The following is a 21,990-nucleotide window of genomic DNA, read 5'->3' on the forward strand; positions in this document are numbered from 1 at the left end:
ACCAGCATCGTTGAAGGCATCAACAACACCATCAAGGTCATCAAGCGCCGTGCCTACGGGTACCGCGATCAGGAGTACTTCTTCCTGAAGATCCGCGCAGCCTTCCCCGGAATTCAGCGATGAACCAAAATTTTGGCCAGCGGTTGTTCCTTGGCCGTCAACGTGTGCGTCATGGCTGTCCATTTCCTCGCATATGGATGTTGTGTTTGTCCGTGAACCCGCGGCCGGTGACCCGGCTGCGGCGATATGCCGCATACCGGCTGACAGAGCGACCGAGAACCTGCATCACGGGGTCAGCAGGTTCGTGAGAATGCCCTGCCCGATCTCGGCAGCTTTCCTCCGCAAGCGCGTCACCGTGTCGGGAGGCTCGGACAGCTGCGGCAGGTACACCTCGCAGCCGGTCTTGTGGCGGAAGTGGCGGGCCATGAACCAAAGCTCAGCTGCAATGGCTTCCTCCGAAGCGCCCGTGCCATGCAGCCGGACGTAACGCTCGAGCGCAAGCGCGGCGAGCTGGCCGCCGTCCACCTCCGTGGCACGAGTGGCGTCGCCCTGCCAGTGCACACGCACTGTGCCGCGCGCGTCGTCCCATGCGGACTCGTCCACCGGCAGCACCAGCGTGCCGTCCTGCAGGGATCGCGCGCACCACACGCCATCGCGGTCTTCGTGCGTGTAGAGCGGCATCAGATTGGCGAGGAAGCCGACCACGGCTGCGCTCTTCCCGTCGTGCGGCGCAGCCAGCGTGGACAGCCACGCCTGGAGCCGCGGCGACAGCGTGACCCGATCGCGCTTGTTGAAGGAAATCGTGGTCTGTCTACCGTTCGCGCGGTAGCCGGTGCAGGCCAGGTTCGGCTCCTGCCTGGCCAAGCGGCGCAGGAACTCGGCAACCGGAACGAAGCCTTTGTGGTCGGCGTCGCGCTCGTTGTGCAGATACAGCATCGGCACGCCGTCGCGCCGAACGATGCGCGGGCACACCACTTCCTCGGGCGCGTCGGTGCGGTACTCGATGTCCGGAAGACAGCTATCGCCAATGAAAGCTTCCGCACGCATCAGGAGGCCTCTTCGCTCACCAGACCGCGGACGTCGATCTGACCGGTGACGGCGGCGGAGATTAGGGCCCTGCGGCGTTCCTTGAGAAGATCTACAGCGCGCTCAACACTGTCTCGCGCTTGATCCAACTTTCTTACCTGACCCTCCAGCCAACTGATGATCTCAACCTGCTCAGACACCGAAGGCAATGGAAGCGGCATCTCCAACAGCGTCGATTGGGCAATATTCAACATGGAGCTACTTGCGCCGGTCGCCTGAAGCTCGATCTGAGCGCGCGCGTGGGGAGTCCCCAAGAAGGCTGCAGCAAATGCTGGGTCACAGGAGTTGGGATCTGTCCGCAAGCGATACAGCTTGTCGCACAGCAACAGGTTCGGATGATCCTGCGGCACTACCGCTGCACTCCCAACAAGATCTCGCGTGTTCGCACGCGATACGAGGAGATCACCACTCCTAAGTGCATAGACCGACATTGGCTGAAGCTCAGAGGGAAGTTTCTTGTTCTCCCCCGGATCGAATATCCCTCCATTTACACAGCCAACCTTCATCACGCCCCACTCGTCGGGCGTCTCGGCAGGGTGGCCTTCGCATTGCGGGCTCCAGCCCTGCTCGATCGATCTAATCGCCCACTTGATCGGAAGAATCGACCAATGCGCCGGCACCTCGCCCAGCCACGCGATGCAGGAGTCCTTCATCGGGGCATTGGGATCGAGGCCGCGGGTAACAGCGTGGGAGATGGTGGCCTGGCGCTTCTCGGCCAGCAGTGCAAGCAGCGTTTCCTGCTCGGCGATCAGCGCGTCAATTCTGGCGGTTTCGCGGTCGAGGAAGCGCGCGATGGAGATCTGCTCGTCGACATCCGGCCAGCCACACACGAACTCCCGAACGAACTCGTCAGGAACGCGCTTCTGTCCCCCTGCGCCGTACATCGCCGCTTCACCGCGGTTTCGAAACGGCATGCTGCGAAATACCCAGTCAAGGTAGTGGCTGTCGAGAAGATCGGAATTAGGTCGGGCGACTGTCAGTTCTGTTGTGCCAAATCCGCATCCGCCATGCAGGCCGACCATCCTTGCGCCTTTACCATTCTCGAAACAGGGAGTTATCTTCGCGAAGGTCACGTCTCCCTCGCGGAAGTAGGTATAGCCGCTTAGGACATCTGAGATCTGTCGAGTTCGGGACAAGTCCAGCTCCCCACGCTCTCCGACTGCCTCCATCGGAAGAAACGACACCAACGCATCGTCAGGTAATTCGCCAATTTCAGATTTGCTCGGATTCAAAGATGCGCGGCGTCTGAGCGCATCAACCGTCCAATGCGCCGGCACCTCACCCAACCATTCCACCCCACTGTCCTTGTACTCGGGATACCTCGGCAGACTCATTCCGCCATCTCCCCCAGCATCCGCATGATGTTGGCGGTCACGGCTTTCAGCTCGGCATCGATCGCTTCCAGCGGACGTGGCGGCTCGAACACGTAGAAGTGGCGGTTGAACGGAATTTCGTAGCCCACCTTCGTCCTGGTCTCGTCGATCCATGCATCCGGCGCATGCGGCAGCACCTCGCGCGCGAAGTACGCCTCGACGTCCTCGCCCAGCGGCACGTTCTCGGTATCACGCAATGCACTGTCCGGTTGCGGCTTGCCCTTCTGCTTGCCCTTCTGGCCCAGCACGATGTTGCCGGCGTCATCGCGCAGCGGGCGCTCGACAGTGATGGTGGTGTAGCCGAAGTCCTGGTTGCGGAAGATGCGGCTGATCGGCACGCGCTTGAGCCGGCCGCCTTCGGGGGCCACCGGTACATCGTCGGTACCGGTGACGATGCGCTGCTCGAGTTCGCGGCCTTCGGCATCCAGCACGCTGATACGCTCGGCTTCGGTGAAGTCGCCGAACAAGCGGGTGACGAGGGCGATGTCGTCCTCACCCATCTCGCGGCGCTTGCTGCCAAGGCTCTTGCGCATCTTGCGCCAGAAGCTGCTCGCGTCGATCAATTGCACCTGGCCGCGGCGGTCGTCAGGCTTCTTGTTACTGACGATCCACACATAGGTGGCAATACCGGTGTTGTAGAACATGTCGGTCGGCAGGCCGATGATGGCCTCGACAAGATCGTTCTCCAGCAGATAGCGGCGGATCTCACTCTCGCCACTGCCAGCGCCTCCGGTGAACAGCGGCGAGCCATTGAGCACGATGCCGAAGCGGCTGCCGCCCCGACCGTTTACCACCGGCGACATCTTGGCCACCAGGTGCAGCAGGAACAGCATCGAGCCGTCAGACACGCGCGGCAGGCCGGGGCCGAAGCGGCCGTCGAAGCCCTTCTGCTCGTGCTCGGCGCGGATGACCTTCTCGACCTTCTTCCACTCCACGCCGAAGGGCGGATTGGAGAGCATGTAGTCGAACTTGCGGCCGGCGTGCCCATCGTCGCTGAGCGTGTTGCCCGGCGCAATGTTGGCGACCGGCTGGCCGCGGATCAGCATATCGGCCTTGCAGATGGCGTAGGATTCGTCATTCAGTTCTTGGCCGAACAGCGTGAGCCGCGCGGCCGGGTTGTGCGCCAGCAGGTGCTCGGCGGCCACCGAGAGCATGCCTCCCGTGCCGGCCGTGGGATCATAGACGGTGCGCACCACGGCGTTACCGGCCGTTAGTACGTCGTCGTCCTCGATGAAGATCAGGTTGACCATCAGCCGGATGACTTCGCGCGGGGTGAAGTGCTCACCGGCGGTCTCATTGGAGAGTTCGGCGAACTTGCGGATCAGCTCCTCGAACACATGCCCCATCTGCGCGTTGTCCACGTGGTCGGGGTGCAGATCAATACTGGCGAACTTCTCGGTGACCAGATACAGCAGGCCGGCCTTGGCCAGACGTTCGATCTGGTTATAGATGTCGAAGCGTTCGAAGATGTCCCGCGCCTCTGGCGAAAAGCCCTGAATGTAGGCGTATAGATTCTCGCGGATGTGGTCCTGGTCGCCGAGCAGCGTCTGCAGGTTCAGATCGGAGGTGTTGTAGAAGCCCGACGTGCCGACGATGCGCCTGAGGAACGGATCGGGATTGAGACCGGCCGCAGTCTTTTTCTTTGCTTCGACCAGCACCTTGGCCTTGGTCGGCGCGAGAACGCAGTCCAAGCGACGCAGCACGGTGAATGGCAGGATGACCCGCCCGTACTCGGATTGTTTGTAGTCGCCGCGCAGCAGATCGGCAACCGACCAGATGAAAGCGGACAAGGCCTGTTGGTTCAACGCGTATATCCCTCCGTACGAGCCTGCGGACACTCGACGCAGGCGAATCTGTCCCGCAAGACGGTGATCGGAGAATGATAGCGGTGCTCCGAGCACTGCGCTGATTCATGGCGCGAGATGGAGCCTGTTAACATGCAGACAAGCTGCCGCGGACCATTCCGAAAATGGAGAAGCCCGCGCTTGGCGGGCTTCTTCAGTCTCATGAGGTCGCTGCCATGGACGCTCCCTCACTCCCACTCAATCGTCGCCGGCGGCTTCCCACTGATGTCGTACACCACCCGCGACACCCCACGCACTTCATTGATGATCCGGTTCGAGACCCGGCCCAGGAAGTCGTACGGCAGGTGCGCCCAGTGGGCGGTCATGAAGTCGATGGTCTCCACGGCGCGCAGCGAGATCACCCACTCATACGCACGGGCGTCGCCGACGACGCCGACGGACTTGACCGGCAGGAACACCGCGAACGCCTGGCTGGTCTTGTCGTAGAGGTCCGCCTTGCGCAGTTCCTCGATGAAGATGTGGTCGGCGCGGGCCAGGATCTCGACGTATTCGGCCTTCACTTCGCCCAGGATGCGCACGCCCAGGCCGGGGCCTGGGAACGGGTGGCGGTAGACCATCTCGCGCGGCAGGCCGAGCTCCACGCCCAGGCGCCGCACTTCGTCCTTGAACAGCTCGCGCAGCGGTTCGACCAGGCCCAGCTTCATGTGCTCGGGCAGGCCGCCCACGTTGTGGTGGCTCTTGATGACGTGCGCCTTGCCGGTCTTGCTGCCGGCCGATTCGATCACGTCGGGGTAGATGGTGCCCTGCGCCAGCCACTTGGCATTGCTGAGCTTGCCGGATTCCTCGTCGAAGATCTCAACGAACAGGTTGCCGATGATCTTGCGCTTGGCCTCGGGGTCGCTCACGCCGGCCAGCGCGCAGAATGAGCTGAGCTTACGCATCTAGCGTCCTACTGGCCGCTCCGGCCGGTAGCGCTCCACGGCCAACGCATCAGCCGGCTCACCATCGCTGAACGCCAGCGTCACCGCCGCAACGATGTCGTCCCACACGCCAGGCGTCTTCAACACCGGCATCTCCTTGGCCAGGACGTTGCTCAGGACCCCGCGATTCTGCTCAATGGAGCGCAGCACGCGGTCGGCCTGATGGTCGGGCATCTCCACGATCTCCTTCAGCCCGGCGCGCGCGCGCGCATGGCTTCGCAGGTAGCGCGATTCCTCGCGCATCTGCTCGGTCAGCGTGCGGCCGATGACATCCGACAGATAGACCACGTGTGGCCCGAGGTCGGGATAGCGCCAGACCGGCCGTGCCACTTCGGCACCGGTGAACGCGAAATTCGACGCCACGCCGTCCGGATAGGTGGTCAACGTGGGCTCGAACGCCACGAGCTCCCGTACCCTCTCCATCAACGGCCGCGAGACCCGGTCCAGGACGCGGTCGTAGCCGCGCCGCTCGCCGGCGTCGTCGGTGATGACGGCCGACACCGGCAGGATCACGGGGTCCGGCACCACCCCGTCCCGGCGCAGCGTGTCGTTGACGAGGAAGCGGTGCACGCGGCCGTTGCCGTCGGCCAGCGGATGGATGTAGACGAAACCGAACGCCACCACGGCACTGCGCATCACCGGCGACTGCCCCTGCGTCCTATGCAGGAAGACGCGCAGGCCCTCCAGCATCGGTGGCACGTCCGCCGGCATCGGTGCCACGTAGTGCACGACTTCCTCGTAGCGCACCCGCTCGCCGACGAAGACGGGCGACTGGCGGATGCCGAAATGCACGAGCGTCGTCCTGTCGCCCAGGATCTCGCGCTGCAGTTCGGCGAGTGCCTCGTCGGTCAGCGGGGGCGCGTCCTGGCCGGTGCGCCGGGCCATCACGTCGGCGAAGCGCCGGACGCGGCTGTCCTGGTCTGCCTCGCCCTCGATGGCGAAACTGGCGCGGCTCTCTCGCAGCGTCATCCAGGCCGCCGCGCGCATCAGGAGGTCCTCGCCGAACTCGCTCGCCAGCGCACCGAACAGTGCGCGCACGTCCAGGTCCGCGGCGCGGAGCACGGTGTCGGTCTTGACCACCGTCGGGCAGAACCACCGGGTGCCCGGCAGGTTGTCGTTGACCCGCCAGCGCTGGACTTTGTCCACCTGGGCAGGCGAGGCGGCGACCAGCTTGGCGTCGTCGATCGCATCGACGTAGTTGCCGCCGAGCCGCGCCGGCACTTGCAAGGCATCGCCGGTCAGCCATTCGTACAGGAACGCGGCCCGCCGGGCGTACTGTCCCGTGGGCTCTGCATCCACCCAAGCCTGGACGAAGGCCGGCCCGCTGCGCGCGAACAGCCGGGCGAGGAACTCCAGGTGCGGGACTTCGTGGCGAAGATGGAACTGCAGGTGCGCGGCGGGTTCTGAGGACGGCCGCATCGCCTCCTGGTAGGTTTCCAGACGGAAGCCGTCCTCGACCGCCGTCGCCCGTCGCCCGCCTATCTGGCTGAGCACCGGCAGCCGTCCGGCGGGCAGCACTTCGAAGCGCCGGGCGAGCCACCCGGCACCGATCGGATCGGCTGGCAGATCGTTCATGGCATGGCTCCTGGGCACGCGCTTATGCACCTTCCCGATTACGGGCGAAAAGAATCGATTACAAATCAATTGAAATGCATGATTTCGATTATTGTACGGCGGCCGTTGGGCCGCAAGCGCCGTCGAGCCGGCCGCTACGGGGCGCTACGGACGAGCCCTGATGCGATCCGAGACGGCTGGATCACCGCGCAGACCACCACCATGGCTGCAGGTACGACAGGGCAGTCCGACCCCAGGGAAAAAGCCGAACCCGACGTTTGCCGTCCCACCCTCCTCTCTCGCCGTTATCCGGCTCGCAATCGACCTGCTGCGCCGCTAGCGCAAAGCAGGGCCGGTCGCGCTCGAGCTGGCCGACAGGAAGACAACAGCGATCGCCCCCTCCAGACGCTCCCTATTCCCACTCAATCGTCGCCGGCGGCTTCCCACTGATGTCGTACACCACCCGCGAGACCCCACGCACCTCATTGATGATCCGATTCGAGACGCGGCCCAGGAAGTCGTACGGCAGGTGCGCCCAGTGGGCGGTCATGAAGTCGATGGTCTCCACAGCGCGCAGTGAGATCACCCACTCATACGCGCGGGCATCGCCGACGACGCCGACCGACTTGACCGGCAGGAACACCGCGAAGGCCTGGCTGGTCTTGTCGTAGAGGTCGGCGCGGCGCAGTTCCTCGATGAAGATGTGGTCGGCGCGGGCCAGGATCTCGGCGTACTCGGCCTTCACTTCGCCCAGGATGCGCACGCCCAGGCCGGGGCCCGGGAACGGGTGGCGGTAGACCATCTCGCGCGGCAGGCCCAGTTCCACGCCCAGGCGCCGCACTTCGTCCTTGAACAGTTCGCGCAGCGGTTCGACCAGGCCCAGCTTCATGTGCTCGGGCAGGCCGCCCACGTTGTGGTGGCTCTTGATGACGTGCGCCTTGCCGGTCTTGCTGCCGGCCGATTCGATCACGTCGGGGTAGATGGTGCCCTGCGCCAGCCACTTGGCGTTGCTGAGCTTGCCGGACTCTTCGTCGAAGATTTCGACGAACAGGTTGCCGATGATCTTGCGCTTGGCCTCGGGGTCGCTGACGCCGGCCAGCGCCTTGAAGTAGCGCTCGCGCGCGTCGATGCGGATGACGCGAATGCCGAGGCCGTGGGCGCTGGAGGCGTCCGCGAAGGTCGCCATCACCTGGTCGCCTTCCTGGAAGCGCAGCAGGCCGGTGTCGACGAAGACGCAGGTCAGCTGGTCGCCGATGGCCTTGTGCAGCAAGGCGGCGACGACGGACGAGTCCACGCCGCCGGACAGGCCCAGGATCACCTCGTCCTGGCCCACGGTCTCGCGCACGCGCGCGATCTGGTCGTCGATGATGTTGGCCGCGGTCCACAGCGTGGCGCAGCCGCAGATGTCGACGACGAAGCGGCGCAGCAGCGCCTGGCCCTGCTTGGTGTGGGTGACTTCGGGGTGGAACTGCACGCCGTACCAGCGCTTGACCTCATGGGCGAACGCGGCCACGGGCACGCGGTCGGTGGTGGCGGTGACGGTGAAGTCCGGCGGCGCCGCGCTGACGTGGTCGCCGTGGCTCATCCACACGTCCAGGCGCTGGCTGCCGGCGTGGTCGCTCAGGCCGTCGAACAGGCGGTCCTGGACGACGATCGCGACTTCCGCGTGGCCGTACTCGCGGGCGTCGGCCGATTCGGTCTCCCCGCCCAACTGCTTGGCCATCGTCTGCATGCCGTAGCAGATGCCCAGCAGCGGCAGGCCGCTGTCGAACACCTGTTGTGGGGCGCGCGGCGAGCCGTGCTCGGTCGTCGATTCGGGGCCGCCGGAGAGGATGATGCCCTTGGGCGCGAACGCGGCGATCTGCGCCGGGTCGTGGTCCCAGGCCCAGATCTCGCAGTACACGCCCAGCTCGCGGATGCGGCGGGCGATCAGCTGCGTGTACTGCGCGCCGAAGTCGAGGATCAGGATCTTGTCGCTGTGCAGGTCGGTCATCGGCGTGGGCTTGTCGTGTCGGGTGAGGGCGCGGGCGCGCTGGGGAAACGGAAGGTGGGGGCCGGATACGAAACGGGATCCGCTTGCGCGAATCCCGGATCAGTGCGTGGCGGCGCGGCCTCAGCCGGCCTGGTAGTTCGGCGGCTGCTTGGTGATCGTCACGTCGTGGACGTGGCTCTCGCGCTGGCCGGCACCGGTGATCTTCACGAACTGCGGTTTGGTGCGCATGTCTTCGATCGTCGCGCAGCCCACGTAGCCCATCGTCGCGCGCAGGCCGCCGGCGAGCTGGTGGACGATGCCGGCCAGCGGGCCGCGGTACGGCACGCGGCCTTCGATGCCCTCGGGCACCAGCTTGTCGGCGTCGGACGAATCCTGGAAATACCGGTCCTTGCTGCCCTGCTCCATCGCGCCCAGGCTGCCCATGCCGCGGTAGCTCTTGTAGCTGCGGCCCTGGAACAGCTCGACCTCGCCGGGCGATTCCTCGGTGCCGCCGAACAGGCCGCCGATCATCACCGTCGAGGCGCCGGCCGCCAGGGCCTTGCCGATGTCGCCCGAGTAGCGGATGCCGCCGTCGGCGATCAGCGGGATGCGGTCCTGCAGGGCTTCGGCGACGAAGTCGATCGCGGTGATCTGCGGCACGCCGACGCCGGCAACGACGCGCGTGGTGCAGATCGAACCGGGGCCCACGCCCACCTTCACCGCGTCCGCGCCGGCGTCCTCGAGCGCCTTGGCCGCGTCGCCGGTGACGATGTTGCCGCCGATGACCTGGACCTTGGGATAGGTCTTCTTGACCCAGTTCACGCGGTCGAGCACGCCCTGCGAGTGGCCGTGCGCGGTGTCGACGATGATCACGTCCACGCCGGCTGCGACCAGCGCTTCGACGCGCGCTTCGGTGTCGCCGCCCACGCCGACCGCCGCGCCCACCAGCAACTGCTCGTCGGCGTCCTTGGCAGCGTTGGGGTTGTCGTGGGCTTTCTGGATGTCCTTGACGGTGATCAGGCCGCGCAGCGCGAAGGCGTCGTTGACCACCAGTACCTTTTCGATGCGGTGCTTGTGCAGCAGCGCCAGCACCTCGTCCTCGCTCGCGCCCTCGCGCACGGTGACCAGGCGGTCGTGCTTGGTCATGACGTTGCGCACCGGGTCGTCGAGCTTGGTCTCAAAGCGCATGTCGCGCCCGGTGACGATGCCCACCAGTTTGCCGCCGTCGACCACCGGCACGCCGGAGATGTTGCGCGCGCGGGTCAGGCGCAGCACTTCACCGATGCTGGTATCCGGGCCCACGGTGAAGGGTTCGCGGATGACGCCGGCTTCGAAGTTCTTGACCCGGGCCACCTCGGCCGCCTGACGCTCGACGCTCAGGTTCTTGTGCACGATGCCGATGCCGCCCATCTGCGCCATCGCGATGGCCAGGCGCGCTTCGGTGACCGTGTCCATTGCCGCCGAGACGATCGGCAGATTCAGGCGCAGGTCGCGGGTCAGCCGCGTGGCGAGGCGGACGTCCTTGGGCAGGACGATCGAGTGGGCGGGAACGAGCGAGACGTCGTCGTAGGTGAGTGCTTCGGCCTGGATGCGCAGCATGCGGGGTGCCGGGGAGGAGGAAGCGCGCCATTCTATCGCGTTTGCGGCCCCGGCGCGCCGCGACCGGACGCCGCGGATGTCGCGCTAAGTGCCGGCCTGCTCGGCCGCTTCGATCGTGTTCTGCATCAACGTGGCCACGGTCATCGGGCCGACACCGCCGGGCACCGGCGTGATCCAGCTCGCCCGCCGCGCGGCCTCGACAAAGCCGACATCGCCGACCAGGCGGCCGTCGTCGAGCCGGTTGATGCCGACATCGATCACCACCGCGCCGGGCTTGACCCAGTCGCCGGGGATCAGCCCGGGGCGGCCGACGGCGACGACCAGGATGTCGGCCTCGCCGACATGGCGGCGCAGTACGTCCGGCGGCGTAAAGCGGTGACAGGTGGTCACCGTGCAGCCGGCGATCATCAGTTCCAGCGCCATCGGCCGGCCGACGTGGTTGCTGACGCCGACGATCGTGGCGCTGGCGCCGCGCACCGGGCGGTCGGTGTAGGCCAGCAGCGTGGTGATGCCGCGCGGCGTGCACGGGCGCAGGCCGAACTGGCGCAGCGCCAGGTGGCCGACGTTCGCCGGATGGAAACCGTCGACGTCCTTGCGCGGGTCGATGCGCTCGATCAGCCGGCTCGCGTCGTCGATGCCCGGCAGCGGTAGCTGGACCAGGATGCCGTGCACGGCGGGGTCGGCGTTGAGGCGGTCGATCAGCGCGACCAGCTCGGCCTCGGTCGTGCCCACCGGCAGGTCGAAGTCGAAGGCCTGGATGCCCACCTTCTGCGCGGCGCGGCGCTTGTTGCGCACGTAGGACTGCGAGGCCGGGTCGCTGCCGACCAGCACCACCGCCAGCCCCGGGCGCGTCCCGCCGCCGGCGATGCGCGCATCCACGCGCACGCGCAGTTCGTCGAGCAGGGTGTCGGCAATGCGCTTGCCGTCGAGAATTCGGGCCGGAACGGGGTCTGCGGCGGTCATGCGGGCGTCGTGCGGCGAAAGAGCGCCCCATTGTCCCTGATTCGGGCCCCGGCTTGCAGACATCGGCCGCGATGCCGATCCTGTCGGCCTCGCCTGCCCCCTGGATCGACCATGACCGATGCGCCCAAGCCCACGCCCGCCCCGCTGTCCGACGACGCCCGCATCCGCGCCGAGGCGGCCGCGTTCCGGCGCTTGCGCGCGCATCTGCTCGAGGCCCGGCCGGAGGTGCAGAACATCGACCTGATGATCCTGGCCGGCTTCTGCCGCAACTGCCTGGCCGATTGGTACGGCGATGCGGTGCGCGCCGAGGGCGTGGCGTTCGACAAGGCCGCGGCGCGCGAGGCGTTCTACGGCATGCCGTTCGAGACCTGGAAGGCCCAGCACCAGCGCGAGGCGACGCCGGAGCAACAGGCCGCATTCGCCGCGAGCCAGCGCACGCACGGGGGCTGAAGCGCGCGCGTCACGGGCAGCGCGGCAGGCCGTCGCCGACGCTGCATTCCACGCAGCACATCGGGGCCGACGGCTGGCCCGGCGTCGGCAGCACCGGCGTCGGCGCCGTCGGCGAGACCAGCGGCATCGCCGGCTGCAACGCGGCCAGTTCCTGCGCCGGCCGCAATTGCAGCAGCACAGCCCAGTCCTGGCGGTTGGCGCTGCAGGCGGCCGGCGTGTCGGGCGTGCACGGCACATCGTCGAGCGTGCGCATCGGCAATGCGGCGAACTGCCCGCCGGCCGAGAGCGGCAGCATCCGCATGGTCACGCCGTCGAGCACGTTGCCGCCGACCAGGTACGCGACATTGCCGCCCTCGGCAGCCGCGCCGACGACGACATCGCAGTGCATGCCCAGCCCGCTGTCCTCGCTGCTGAGCAGCGTCGCCAGGCCGGCGAAGCCGAACACACGGTTGGCGGCGCGCACGTAGCACAGCAGGTCGCCGCGCGCCGGCCGCGCACTCACCGGGTTGGCGACGCGGTAGGCGCTGGTCTCGGGGTTGCGGTAGGCCGCGCGCACGTAGTCGACGTGGCTGGGCGAGCCCTCGAAGCCGGGCAGCGCGGCGCGCCGCGCGGTCCAGGACACGAACGCCGCCGACCACGGCACATCGACCAGGAACGCCCGGCACCCGGGCGACGGCGCACCGCCGTAGGCCGCGTAGGCGCATTCGCCGGCGCCCGGCCGGTGCTGCAGTCGAGGCAGCAGGCCGGCGCCCACCCAATAGCCCGCGACCCGGCGCCAGGCCTGCTCGCCATTGGTCAGCAGCGCGGTTTCGGCCTCGCGCACGGTGGACCCCGCGTAACGCCCGTCCGCATCGATGAACGGCCGGTGCCAGGTCTGGTGCTCCTCGCAGGCCACCGCGGCCAGCCGCGTCGCCGGGTCCGGCGCCGCCACCTGCGTGCGCAGCAACGGGCACGGGTCGGCGGCGGACGCGCCCGGCGGCCACACGAGCAGCCAAGCCAGGACCAACAGACAGAGCCAGCGTGACGACATGCGCAACCTCGGGAGCGGGGGCAGGATGGGACTCATCGTGCCCCGCCCCGTGTGAAGGCCGGTGGGCGGGCGCGTCGCCGCTTACTTGGTCGTATAGCCGCCGTTGATCAGCAGGGTCTGGCCGGTGATCCACCAGCCCTCGCTGACCAGGTGCCGGACGAACGGCACCACGTCCTCGATATCGGTCAGGCCGGTGCGGCTGCAGCCCGACAGCGCCGCGGCCGAGCGGTGGTAGGCCACGGCGTCCTTGTCTTCCTGGCCGTAGAAGAACGGCGTGTCCATCGGCCCCGGTCCGATCGCGGTTACCGAGATGCCACGCGCCCCGAACTCCTTGGCGGCGGCACGGGTGAAGTGTTCCACCGGCGCCTTGGCGCCCGCATAGGCGGCGTAGTACGGGGTGAAGGCACCGAGCAGCGAGGTCACCAGGGTCAGCACCTTGCCGTGGTCGGCCACTTTCAGGCCGGCCTGCTGCAGGAAGAAGAACGCCGCCTTGGCGTTGATGTCGAACATCTTGTCGTACTCGGCCTCGCCGATCTCGGTCAGCGGCTTCTTGAGCACCATGCCGACGGTGTTGATGGCGATGTCGATATGGCCGAAGGCCGACACACCGGCATCGAACAGCGCGGCGACGTTGTCCGGACGGGTCAGGTCGCCGGAGAAGATCTCGGCCTTGGCGCCGGCCGCCTGGACGGCGCGCGCGGTCTCCTGCGCGGCCGGGAGCGAGTCGGCATCGTGATGGTGGATCAGCACTGCGCTGGCGCCGTTCCAGGCCAGATCGCGGGCGATCAGCCCGCCGAGGTTCTTCGCGCCACCGGCGATCAGCACCGTCTTGCCGTGCAGCGAATGGTCGATCTTGGACATGCCATGCTCCTGCGATGGGGGAGTCCCCAGTTGACCGCAGCCCCCGGCTCGAATAAACACGATGAATCGACAGTTTGTTTTCGGCGCTACCGAATAATCATGGATCTGTTGCGCCATCTCGCGCTGTTCCGCCGCGTGGCCGACTGCGGCAGCTTCAGTCGCGCAGCGGAACTCGAGGGGCTGGCGCCGTCGTCGGTCTCGGCCGCCATCGGCCAGTTGGAGCGGCATCTGGGCACGCGGCTGTTCCAGCGCACGACCCGCCAGGTCCGGCTCAGCAGTGACGGCGAGCGGCTGTACGCGCGCGGTGTCGAACTGCTGGCCGACGCCGAGGGCATCGCGCAGCTGTTCCAGCCGGCCGCCCAGCCCAGCGGCCTGCTGCGGGTCGAGGCCCCGGCGCGGATGGCGCGCCTGCTGCTCGCGCCCGCCCTGCCCGCGTTTCTCGCGGCCTATCCCGGCATCGCGATCGAGCTGGGCGGCAGCGATCGCTTGAGCAACCTGGTGGGCGACGGCATCGACTGCGTGCTGCGGGTCGGGCCGATCGGCGACCTCGACCTGGTCGCACGACCGCTTGGGCAACTGCAACAGGTGACCTGCGCCGCGCCCGCCCTGCTCGCCCGGCACGGGCCGGTCGCCGACCTGGACGCGCTGGCGGCCCTGCCGGCGATCCACTTCGGCCAGTCGCCCGGCGGGCGGGCGGAGCCCTGGGAATTCCAGTCCGCGGACGGCCTGGTCACCCGCCCGATGACCGGACGGGTCGGGGTCGGCAATGCCGAGACCTACATCGCCTGCGCGCTGGCCGGGCTGGGCGCGATCCAGGTGCCGCGCTACGACGTCGCCGACCTGCTCGCGGCCGGCCGGCTGTGCGAGCTGCTGCCCGATACGCCGCCGCCGAGCGTGCCGGTCAGCGTGCTCTATCCGGGGCCGCAGCGCGGCTCGCGACTGGTGCAGGTGCTGATCGGCTGGCTCGACGGGGTCATCGCGCCGCTCGTTGAGCCGGTATCCGCGCCCTGAGGCGGGCTCAGCCGGCGCAGAACGCCGCGTAGTCGATGTAGCCGGGGAAGTCGCGGCCCGGTGCGCACAGTGGGCAGTCGGGATCGGCGCCCAGCCGGGTCTCGCGAAAGCGCATCCGCAGTGCATCGAACTGCAGCAGGCGCCCGCGCAGCGGCTCGCCGATGCCGATCAGCAGTTTGAGCACTTCGGTTGCCTGCAGCAGGCCGATCACGCCCGGCAGCACGCCCAGCACGCCGACTTCCGAGCAGTTCGGGGCGGCTTCCGCCGGTGGCGGCTCGGGAAACAGGCAGCGATAACAGGGGCAACGGCCACGCGCGCGTCCGGCGTCGAACACGCTGACCTGGCCCTCGAAGCGGTGCACGGCGCCGTAGACCAGCGGCTTGCGGTGCAACACGCAGGCGTCGTTGAGCAGGTAGCGGACCGGGAAGTTGTCGGCGCCGTCGAGCACCACATCGACGCCGTCGATCAGCCGGTCGATGTTGGCGCTGGTGACGCGCTCGACGACCGCCTCGATCCGCGTGCGCGGGTTCAGCGCGCCGAGCGTGGCCGCGGCCGAGGCGACCTTGGGCTGGCCGATGCGGTCCTCGGCATGCAGGATCTGCCGCTGCAGGTTGCTGCGGTCGACGACATCGTCGTCGGCGATGCGCAACGTGCCCACGCCGGCCGCGGCGAGGTAGTACGCGGCCGGCGAGCCGAGGCCGCCCGCCCCGATCACCAGCACCGTGGCCTCGGCCAGCCGGCGCTGCCCCGCCAGGCCGATCTCGGGCAGGCGCAGGTGCCGCGAGTAGCGGTCGTGGAAATCCAGGTCGATATCGCCATCGGGCAACGTCGTCGGCAACCCCTCGGCCTGCCAGCGGCTGGTGCCGCCGGCGACCGAGGCGATGTCGGTGTAGCCGGCCGCGGCCAGCGCGTGCGCGGCCTGCAGCGAACGCCGGCCGCTCTGGCAGATCAGCAGCAGCGGCGCGGCGCGGTCGGGCACGTGCGTCTGCGGCGCGGCTTCCAGCGTCGCGCGGTCGACGCCTTCGGCGCCTTCGGCCATGCCGGTCACGCGCTCGTGGGCGTCGCGCACGTCGATCAGGCGCACGCCGCCCCGGCGACGGCGCAGGGCCTCGTCGGGGGAGATCTCGGGAATGCTCATGCGCCGATTATCGCCCGTCGTGGGCGACCGGGTCGTCCCACCGCCGGATCGCTCAGTACGGCACGACTTCGACCACACTGTCGGCCGGGTACTCGCGCGCGCCGGCCTCGAGCACGATCAGCACGTCCGAATCGGCCGCCGCCTGCATCCGGTGCGAGCCGTCGGCGGGGTTGGGTTCGACGCGCGACACGCCGTCCTCGTCGATCGACCAGCGCCCGCGCAGGAATTCCAGCCGCTCGTGCTTCTTGGTCCACGCATCGCGCAGGCGCGCGCGCCGGATCGGCCGCGGGGCGCGCCGCTGCAGGCCATCGACCAGGCGCCGGCCGACCGCCAGCCACGTGGCCAGCACCGAGACCGGATTGCCCGGCAGGCACAGGAACAGCGCCGGCCCCAGCGTCTCGCCCTCTGCAAGCAGCAGCGGCATGCCCGGCTTCATCATCGTCTTCCACAGGCGCACGCGGCCGCGGCGCTGCAGCAGTTCGGGCAGGTGGTCCTTTTCGCCGGCCGACACGCCACCGCAGGTCAGCACGATGTCGAAGGCCTCGCCGGCATGGCGCAGCGCCGAGGCGATCTGCGCCGGGTCGTCTGGCAGCGTCGGGAACGCGACCGGCTCCAGGCCCTCGGCGCGCAGCAGGCCCATCAGCTGCTCGCGGTTGGAGTTGTAGATCTGCCCGGGCTGCAACGGCATGCCTGGCTCGACGAGTTCGTCGCCGGTCGCGAACACCGCCACCGTCGGCCGGCGCACGACCTCCAACTGCGCCAGGCCCTGGGACGCCGCGAGTGCGATCCGGCTCGGGGTCAGCACTTCGCCGGCATGCAGCAGACGGTCGCCGACCTTGGAATCCTCGCCGGCGCGGCGCACGTGCTGGCCCGGACGCGGTGGCACCAGGATCTCGACCCGGTCGCCGTCCAGGCGCGTGTTTTCCTTCATCACCACGGTGTTGGCGCCTTCGGGAATCGGTGCGCCGGTGGTGATGCGCAGGCACTGCCCGCGCGCGATGCGCACGTCCGCACGCGGGCCGGCGAACTGCTCGCCGACCAGTTGCAGCACCGCCGTCCCCTCGCCCGCCAGATCGTGATGGTCCAGCGCGAAACCGTCCATCGCCGAGTTGTCGAACGGCGGTTGCGGCAACGTGGCGACGACATCGCGCGCGAGCACATGGCCATGGGCACGGCCCAGCGACAGCGTCTGCACCTCGAGCGCACGTTCGGCGGCGACCGCATCGACGATCGCGCAGGCCTGGTCGAACGGCACGCGGTAGGGAAAGGACGGGGCGGTGTCAGGGTGCGGCGATTCCGGCATCGATCAGATCGTCAGGCGTATTGAGGTTGCCGAAGCGTACACCTTCCAATCGGACGGTCCGCATGCCGAGCCGGCTCTGCAACGCGCGCACCGCGTAGTCGCCGCGCGCCAGCGCCTCGGCCGCGCCGCGTCGCAGCGCGTCGGTCGGCCACAACGCGACCAGCGGCTGCACGCCGTCATCGTCCTGCGCGCAGGCGCCGGTGTCGCCGGCCAGCAAGGCCAGCATCGGCAGCAGTCGGGCATCGGCCTCGCACAGATCGACCGGCAGGGTCAGCAGCCAGGGCGTGTCGACGGCGGCGGCCAGCGCGTCGAGCCCGGACATCGGCCCGGCATCGGGCGTGCGATCGACCACGGTCTCGATGCCGTGGGCTGCGTAGCGAGCGAGGTCGCGGTTGGCGCTGACCAGGAACCGCGCTGCCTGCGGGGCGAAGCGCGCGCGCCAGCGCAGCACCTGCGCTGTGCCGCCCTGCTCGAGCCAGGCCTTGTCGAGGCCGCCCAGGCGCGAGCCGCGGCCGCCGGCGATCACGCCGACGGTCAGTGCCGCCGCGGTGGGCGGCACGCTCACTTGCGCTTGACGTGCCGGATCAGCCGCTTCTTCTTGGCGACCTGGCGTTCGCTGAGCACGTTCTTCTTGTCCTTATAGGGGTTGTCGCCCTCGCGGAACACGAAGCGCACCGGCGTGCCGACCAGCTTGAAGCGCTTGCGGAAGAAGTTCTCCAGATACCGGCGATAGCTGTCGGGCAGCGTGCGCAGGCGGTTGCCGTGGACGACGATCGTCGGCGGGTTCTCGCCGCCCGGGTGCGCGAAGCGCAGCTTGGGCGCATGCCCCCGCACGACCGGCGGCGGGTTGGTCTCGGCGGCGATCTCGAGCGCGCGGGTCACATCCGACGTGCCGAACTTGTAGTTGGCCGAGGCGTGCGCGCGATGGATCGCGGCGAACAGTTCACGCAGGCCCGAGCCGTGCTTGGCGCTGATGCGCACCGCCTCGGCCCAGGGCACGAATGCGAGCTTGCGCGACAGCAGCGCTTCGGTCTGCTCGCGCTGGTACTCGCTCAGCCCGTCCCACTTGTTGACCGCGACCACCAGGGCGCGCCCGGAGTCGAGCACTGCGCCGAGCACGCTCGCGTCCTGGTCGGTGACGCCCTCGCTGGCATCGATCATCACCACCGAGACCTGAGTGGCCTCGATCGCCTGCAGGGTCTTGATGATCGAGAACGTCTCCACCGCCTCGTCGACCTTCGACTTGCGGCGGATGCCGGCGGTGTCGACCAAGCGGTAGCGCCGGCCGTCGCGTTCGAGATCGACCTCGATCGAGTCGCGGGTGGTGCCGGCGACCTCCGAGGCGATCATCCGCTCCTCGCCGAGGATGCGGTTGACCAGGGTCGACTTGCCGACGTTCGGGCGGCCGACGAAGGTCACGCGGATGCGCGTGGGGTCGGTGTCGAGCTGCTCGGCCTGCCCGGTTTCGGGGAGCTTTTCGAGCACGTCGTCGACGAGTTCGTCGATGCCGTGGCGGTGCGCCGAGGACACCGCGTGCGCGTCGGTGAAGCCGTAGCGCGAGAAGTCCGCGATCGCCGCACGCGCATCGAGCCCGTCGGTCTTGTTGATGATCAGGAACGTCGGCTTGCCGAGCTTGCGCAGCCAGCGCAGCAGTTCGTCGTCGAGCGCCGAGGCGCCCTCACGGCCGTCGACGACGAACAGCACGAGGTCGGCCTCCGCCGCCGCCGCGCGCGACTGCTTGGCGGTCGGGCCGGCCAGTCCGGCTTCCTCCAGATGCACGCTCTCGCCGGCGATGCCGCCGGTATCGACCAGCGCGAACGGACGCGCGCCGAGGCGGCACACGCCGTAGTGACGGTCGCGGGTGACGCCCGGCTCGTCATGGACGAGCGCGTCGCGGGTGCGGGTCATCGCGTTGAACAGCGTCGACTTGCCGACGTTGGGGCGGCCCACGAGGGCGACGAGCGGGAGCATGCGGCAGGATCCGGAACGAAAGAGCGGAAGGAAGGGCCGGCACCGTGGCGGCGACCCGAAAACGAAGAGGCCCCGGGCGGCGACACCGCCCGGGGCCCTAGTGTCGCATTGGCAGCGTCGAAACCCTACTGGCTCAGGCGCCAGGCGCTGACGTCGCCGTCGACCGTCTGCACCACCAGCACGCCGTCGGCGACGACCGGTGCGCCCTTGATGGGGTCGCGGCCGGCGCGCTGGCGCGCGGCGAACTCGCCGTCGTCCAGACGCAGCCAGTGCAGATAGCCGTCGAGGTCGCCGACCACGGCGTAGTCGCCCTGGATCACTGCCGCGCTGAGGTTGCGCCGCGCCAGTGCCGGCTGCTGCCAGGCCGCGGTGCCGCTGAACTTGTCCAGCGCCCAGACGGTGCCGTTGGCGTCGGTAACGACCACGCGATGGGTCGACAGCGCCGGACGGTTGGACCCGCCATGCTCGCTGACCCACAGCGGACGGCCGCTCGGGCCTTCGAGCGCCATCGTGCGATGCCGGTAGCTGCTGGCAAACAGCACGGCCTCGTCGAGGACGGGCGTGCCGTCGACATCGGCCATGCGCTCGAGTTCGGTGCGGCCGTCGGGCTGGGCGACCGCCTGCTCCCACAGCGTGCGGCCGTCGGCCAGCGCGAGTGCGGCGAGCGTGCCGTCGTCGTTGCCGACGAACACGAAGCCCGGCCCCAGCACCGGCGCGTCGTTGCCACGGACGGTCAGCGACGGCAGTTCGCGGACCCAGAACCAGCGACGCTCGCCACTGGCGATGTCGAACGCGGTGACGCGGCCGTCGTTGGAGCGCACCAGCACCAGGCCCTGCCCGATCGTCGGCGCGGCGATGACTTCGTTGGTGACCTTGGCGGTCCAGCGCTGTTCGCCGGTGGCCGCATCGAGCGCCAGCACGTCGCCGTCCAGGCTGCCGACCACGACCAGGCCGTCGCCGACGCCGGGGCCGCCGCTCAGCCGCAGGTCCGATTCATGGCGCCAGACCGACGCGCCGCTCTGCAGGTCCAGGGCCCGCACGCCGCCCTTGATCGCGGCGACATAGACGCGGCCATCGGCGACCACCGGCCCCTGGCGCACGCCCAGCCGGCCTTCGCCCTTGCCGGCATTGGCGGTCCACAGGCGCGACACCGTCACCGACGGGGTGATATCGGTCAGCTTGGCGGGCTCCGACAGGGCCTTGGCATCGGCCTTCTCGCTGTTGCCGAACCAGCCGCGGACGGTGCTGCAGCCGGTCACCGCGACCGCGCACAACGCAATCGCCGCGAACCGCAACGCGCGGGACGGAACGGGGGAAGCCGCGGCGGGGGCCGTGTGCTCGGTCATCAGGATTCAACCTCGGGTTCGTCCGGCGCACCGCCGACTTGGGAAAGCTTGAGTTCGACCAGGCCGCGCTGGGGCGCTGCGCTGTCGAGGCCGCGCAGCGCGCTGGCGTAGTCGGCGCGGGCCTGGTCGGCGTGGTCGAGCGCGAAATGCGCGTCGCCGCGCACTTCCAGCGAGACCGCATCGTCGACGCCGTCGAGCAGCGCGACCGCCTCCTGGTCGCGGCCGGCGTCGATCAGCAGCCGCGCCAGGCGCTGGCGCACGACCGCCGCCACGCCGGGTTCGGCGCCCTCGACGCCCTGCAGCGTCGCGATCGCGGCATCGCGCTCGCCGGCATCGAGCTGAGCCTTGGCCAGCTGCAATGCGGCCAGTTCGCCATAGGTGGAATCGGGCAGCGCGGCGATGCGCTCGCCGGCCTTGTCGAGCGCCCCGGACCGGATGTCGAGCACCGCGGCCTGGTAGTCGGCGTGCTGGGCAGCCGCCTGGTCGTGGGTCCGCTGCTTCCAGTACTGCCAGCCGAAGATCAGGGCCCCGCCCACGATGACGCCACCGATCAGGCCCAGGCCGTTGTCGCGAAGCCAGGCCTTGACCCGCTCCCCCTGTTCGCGCTCGTCCAGCAGCTCATCAAGTGCCATATGTTCTCTGCGCCCGTCGCCGGCGACGGGTCTTTGCCATTGGAAAACGACAGACCGGCTGCAGCGCTCGCGCGCCGTGCCGGTCCTGTGTGCAGCGCGGGTCGCGACTACTCGGCGACGGGCGCAAAACCGCGATCGGAGGATACCTCAAAGCGCGCGACGTTCGATCGGCGAAACTCGGACAGATCCTGAACGACCCCATCGCGCAGCACCTCCACCGCGCCGGCATTGCCCAGCACGATGCGGTGGACATCGGCAGTCGCGAACTCGCGCTGCTGGCCTGCCGGCACTTCAGCCGACTCGATCCGGCGGCCGTCGTGGCCGACGATTTCCACCCAGCTCGGACCGCTGAAGCGCAGCGTCAGGCGCCCGGCCTGATCGCGCGCGGCCGGCTCGGCCGCCGGTACGGGCGCGAGCGCGCGCTTGGGCAGCGCGCCCAGCGACGCGGTGACCGGCCGCGGGCCGACCGGCTGCGCGGGGGCGGCCTCGTCGCCGAGCACACCGAGCGAGGCGGTGATCTCGCCGGTGTCGTCGACATGCTGGCGCGTCGCCACCCAGACCGGCACGACGATCAGCGCGGTGATCACGACATAGACCGCGCGGCCCATGGCCTTGTCCAGCATCCGCTGCATCGGCGGGGTGTAGGTGCGCGGGGTCAGTTCCGGCGGGCGCACCTGGGTGGCCTCGGGAATGGTGTCGGCCAACGACTCGGGCAGCCCGAGCAGACGCAGATAGCTGCGCAGTTGCCCGCGCACGAACACTTGCGCCCCCAGGCGCCCCCAATCTTCGGCCTCGAGCGCCTCGACCACGCGAAGCTGCATCCTGAGCCGCGAGGCGACATCGGCAAGGCGCAGCCCCGCCTGTTCACGTGCAACGCGCAGGCGCTCTCCGACCCCAGACATGGTCTCTGGCGTGG

At 68.9% G+C, this 21,990-nt stretch carries 19 protein-coding genes and 1 pseudogene; 3 read left to right on the top strand and 17 right to left on the bottom strand.

Annotation, left to right across the window (positions count from 1 at the left end):
• A partial coding sequence (locus ABE488_RS15045; protein WP_346449230.1) for a transposase occupies positions 1-123 on the top strand: 123 nt, incomplete at its 5' end.
• 162 nt (positions 124-285) lie between these two features.
• Here the strand turns inward: ABE488_RS15045 and ABE488_RS15050 are convergent.
• From ABE488_RS15050 to folD, 8 genes and pseudogenes are all read right to left on the bottom strand, one after another.
• Positions 286-1,047 carry a hypothetical protein gene (locus ABE488_RS15050; protein WP_346449195.1) on the bottom strand — a complete coding sequence of 254 codons (762 nt, stop codon included), beginning with the start codon at positions 1,045-1,047 and terminating at the stop codon, positions 286-288.
• Positions 1,047-2,420: a restriction endonuclease subunit S gene (locus tag ABE488_RS15055; RefSeq protein ID WP_346449197.1), complete on the bottom strand. Its 1,374-nt coding sequence runs from the start codon at positions 2,418-2,420 to the stop codon at positions 1,047-1,049. The genes ABE488_RS15050 and ABE488_RS15055 overlap by 1 nt, the downstream gene beginning before the upstream one ends.
• Complete coding sequence (locus ABE488_RS15060; RefSeq protein ID WP_346449199.1) at positions 2,417-4,264, bottom strand: class I SAM-dependent DNA methyltransferase; 1,848 nt, start codon at positions 4,262-4,264, stop codon at positions 2,417-2,419. The genes ABE488_RS15055 and ABE488_RS15060 overlap by 4 nt, the downstream gene beginning before the upstream one ends.
• A 227-nt stretch (positions 4,265-4,491) precedes the next feature.
• A pseudogene (gene guaA / locus ABE488_RS15065) lies at positions 4,492-5,181 on the bottom strand (glutamine-hydrolyzing GMP synthase); the annotation flags it as partial.
• Between the two features lie 24 nt (positions 5,182-5,205).
• Complete coding sequence (locus ABE488_RS15070; protein WP_346449201.1) at positions 5,206-6,819, bottom strand: Fic family protein; 1,614 nt, start codon at positions 6,817-6,819, stop codon at positions 5,206-5,208.
• A gap of 391 nt (positions 6,820-7,210) precedes the next feature.
• Positions 7,211-8,791, bottom strand: coding sequence for a glutamine-hydrolyzing GMP synthase (gene guaA / locus ABE488_RS15075; RefSeq protein WP_346449202.1), 1,581 nt, complete (start codon positions 8,789-8,791; stop codon positions 7,211-7,213).
• A 120-nt stretch (positions 8,792-8,911) separates the two neighbouring features.
• On the bottom strand, positions 8,912-10,369 hold the full coding sequence (gene guaB / locus ABE488_RS15080) for an IMP dehydrogenase (protein WP_346444170.1): 1,458 nt from the start codon (positions 10,367-10,369) through the stop codon (positions 8,912-8,914).
• 84 nt (positions 10,370-10,453) lie between these two features.
• Complete coding sequence (folD, locus tag ABE488_RS15085) at positions 10,454-11,332, bottom strand: bifunctional methylenetetrahydrofolate dehydrogenase/methenyltetrahydrofolate cyclohydrolase FolD (protein ID WP_346444169.1); 879 nt, start codon at positions 11,330-11,332, stop codon at positions 10,454-10,456.
• Positions 11,333-11,443: 111 nt separating this feature from the next.
• Here folD and ABE488_RS15090 point away from each other — a divergent pair, with 111 nt between their 5' ends.
• Positions 11,444-11,782 (top strand): DUF1244 domain-containing protein, encoded by a 339-nt coding sequence (locus tag ABE488_RS15090; RefSeq protein ID WP_346449203.1) that lies wholly within the window; start codon positions 11,444-11,446, stop codon positions 11,780-11,782.
• Between the two features lie 10 nt (positions 11,783-11,792).
• On the opposite strand, the gene ABE488_RS15095 is transcribed toward ABE488_RS15090, so the two are convergent.
• Together ABE488_RS15095 and ABE488_RS15100 are read right to left on the bottom strand one after the other, a co-directional pair.
• Positions 11,793-12,812, bottom strand: coding sequence for a DUF2272 domain-containing protein (locus ABE488_RS15095; RefSeq protein WP_346449204.1), 1,020 nt, complete (start codon positions 12,810-12,812; stop codon positions 11,793-11,795).
• A gap of 81 nt (positions 12,813-12,893) precedes the next feature.
• The gene (locus ABE488_RS15100; RefSeq protein ID WP_346444165.1) at positions 12,894-13,673 is read right to left on the bottom strand and encodes an SDR family oxidoreductase; all 780 of its coding nucleotides are present in this window, start codon (positions 13,671-13,673) and stop codon (positions 12,894-12,896) included.
• A 99-nt stretch (positions 13,674-13,772) separates the two neighbouring features.
• Between ABE488_RS15100 and ABE488_RS15105 the strand changes: the two genes are divergently transcribed.
• Positions 13,773-14,684: a LysR family transcriptional regulator gene (locus ABE488_RS15105; protein WP_346444163.1), complete on the top strand. Its 912-nt coding sequence runs from the start codon at positions 13,773-13,775 to the stop codon at positions 14,682-14,684.
• Positions 14,685-14,691: 7 nt separating this feature from the next.
• Here ABE488_RS15105 and moeB read toward each other — a convergent pair whose 3' ends face one another.
• The 7 genes from moeB to ABE488_RS15140 form a co-directional block, all read right to left on the bottom strand.
• Entirely contained in the window at positions 14,692-15,822 is a 1,131-nt protein-coding gene (gene moeB, locus ABE488_RS15110) for a molybdopterin-synthase adenylyltransferase MoeB (protein ID WP_346449206.1), read from the bottom strand.
• 52 nt (positions 15,823-15,874) lie between these two features.
• Positions 15,875-17,125, bottom strand: a complete 1,251-nt coding sequence (gene glp / locus ABE488_RS15115) for a gephyrin-like molybdotransferase Glp (RefSeq protein ID WP_346449207.1) — start codon at positions 17,123-17,125, stop codon at positions 15,875-15,877.
• Positions 17,103-17,690, bottom strand: a complete 588-nt coding sequence (locus ABE488_RS15120) for a molybdenum cofactor guanylyltransferase (protein ID WP_346444159.1) — start codon at positions 17,688-17,690, stop codon at positions 17,103-17,105. Before ABE488_RS15120 ends, glp begins: the two co-directional genes overlap by 23 nt.
• Positions 17,687-19,096 carry a ribosome biogenesis GTPase Der gene (gene der / locus ABE488_RS15125; protein WP_183427064.1) on the bottom strand — a complete coding sequence of 470 codons (1,410 nt, stop codon included), beginning with the start codon at positions 19,094-19,096 and terminating at the stop codon, positions 17,687-17,689. The genes ABE488_RS15120 and der overlap by 4 nt, the downstream gene beginning before the upstream one ends.
• A 125-nt stretch (positions 19,097-19,221) precedes the next feature.
• Positions 19,222-20,442, bottom strand: coding sequence for an outer membrane protein assembly factor BamB (gene bamB / locus ABE488_RS15130; protein ID WP_346444157.1), 1,221 nt, complete (start codon positions 20,440-20,442; stop codon positions 19,222-19,224).
• Positions 20,442-21,074: a tetratricopeptide repeat protein gene (locus ABE488_RS15135; protein ID WP_346449209.1), complete on the bottom strand. Its 633-nt coding sequence runs from the start codon at positions 21,072-21,074 to the stop codon at positions 20,442-20,444. The genes bamB and ABE488_RS15135 overlap by 1 nt, the downstream gene beginning before the upstream one ends.
• A 107-nt stretch (positions 21,075-21,181) precedes the next feature.
• Positions 21,182-21,976, bottom strand: coding sequence for a RodZ domain-containing protein (locus ABE488_RS15140; RefSeq protein WP_346449211.1), 795 nt, complete (start codon positions 21,974-21,976; stop codon positions 21,182-21,184).
• Positions 21,977-21,990: the final 14 nt, after the last annotated feature.

It is taken from the genome of Luteimonas sp. TWI662 (genome assembly GCF_039673825.1).
Taxonomy (GTDB): domain Bacteria; phylum Pseudomonadota; class Gammaproteobacteria; order Xanthomonadales; family Xanthomonadaceae; genus Luteimonas.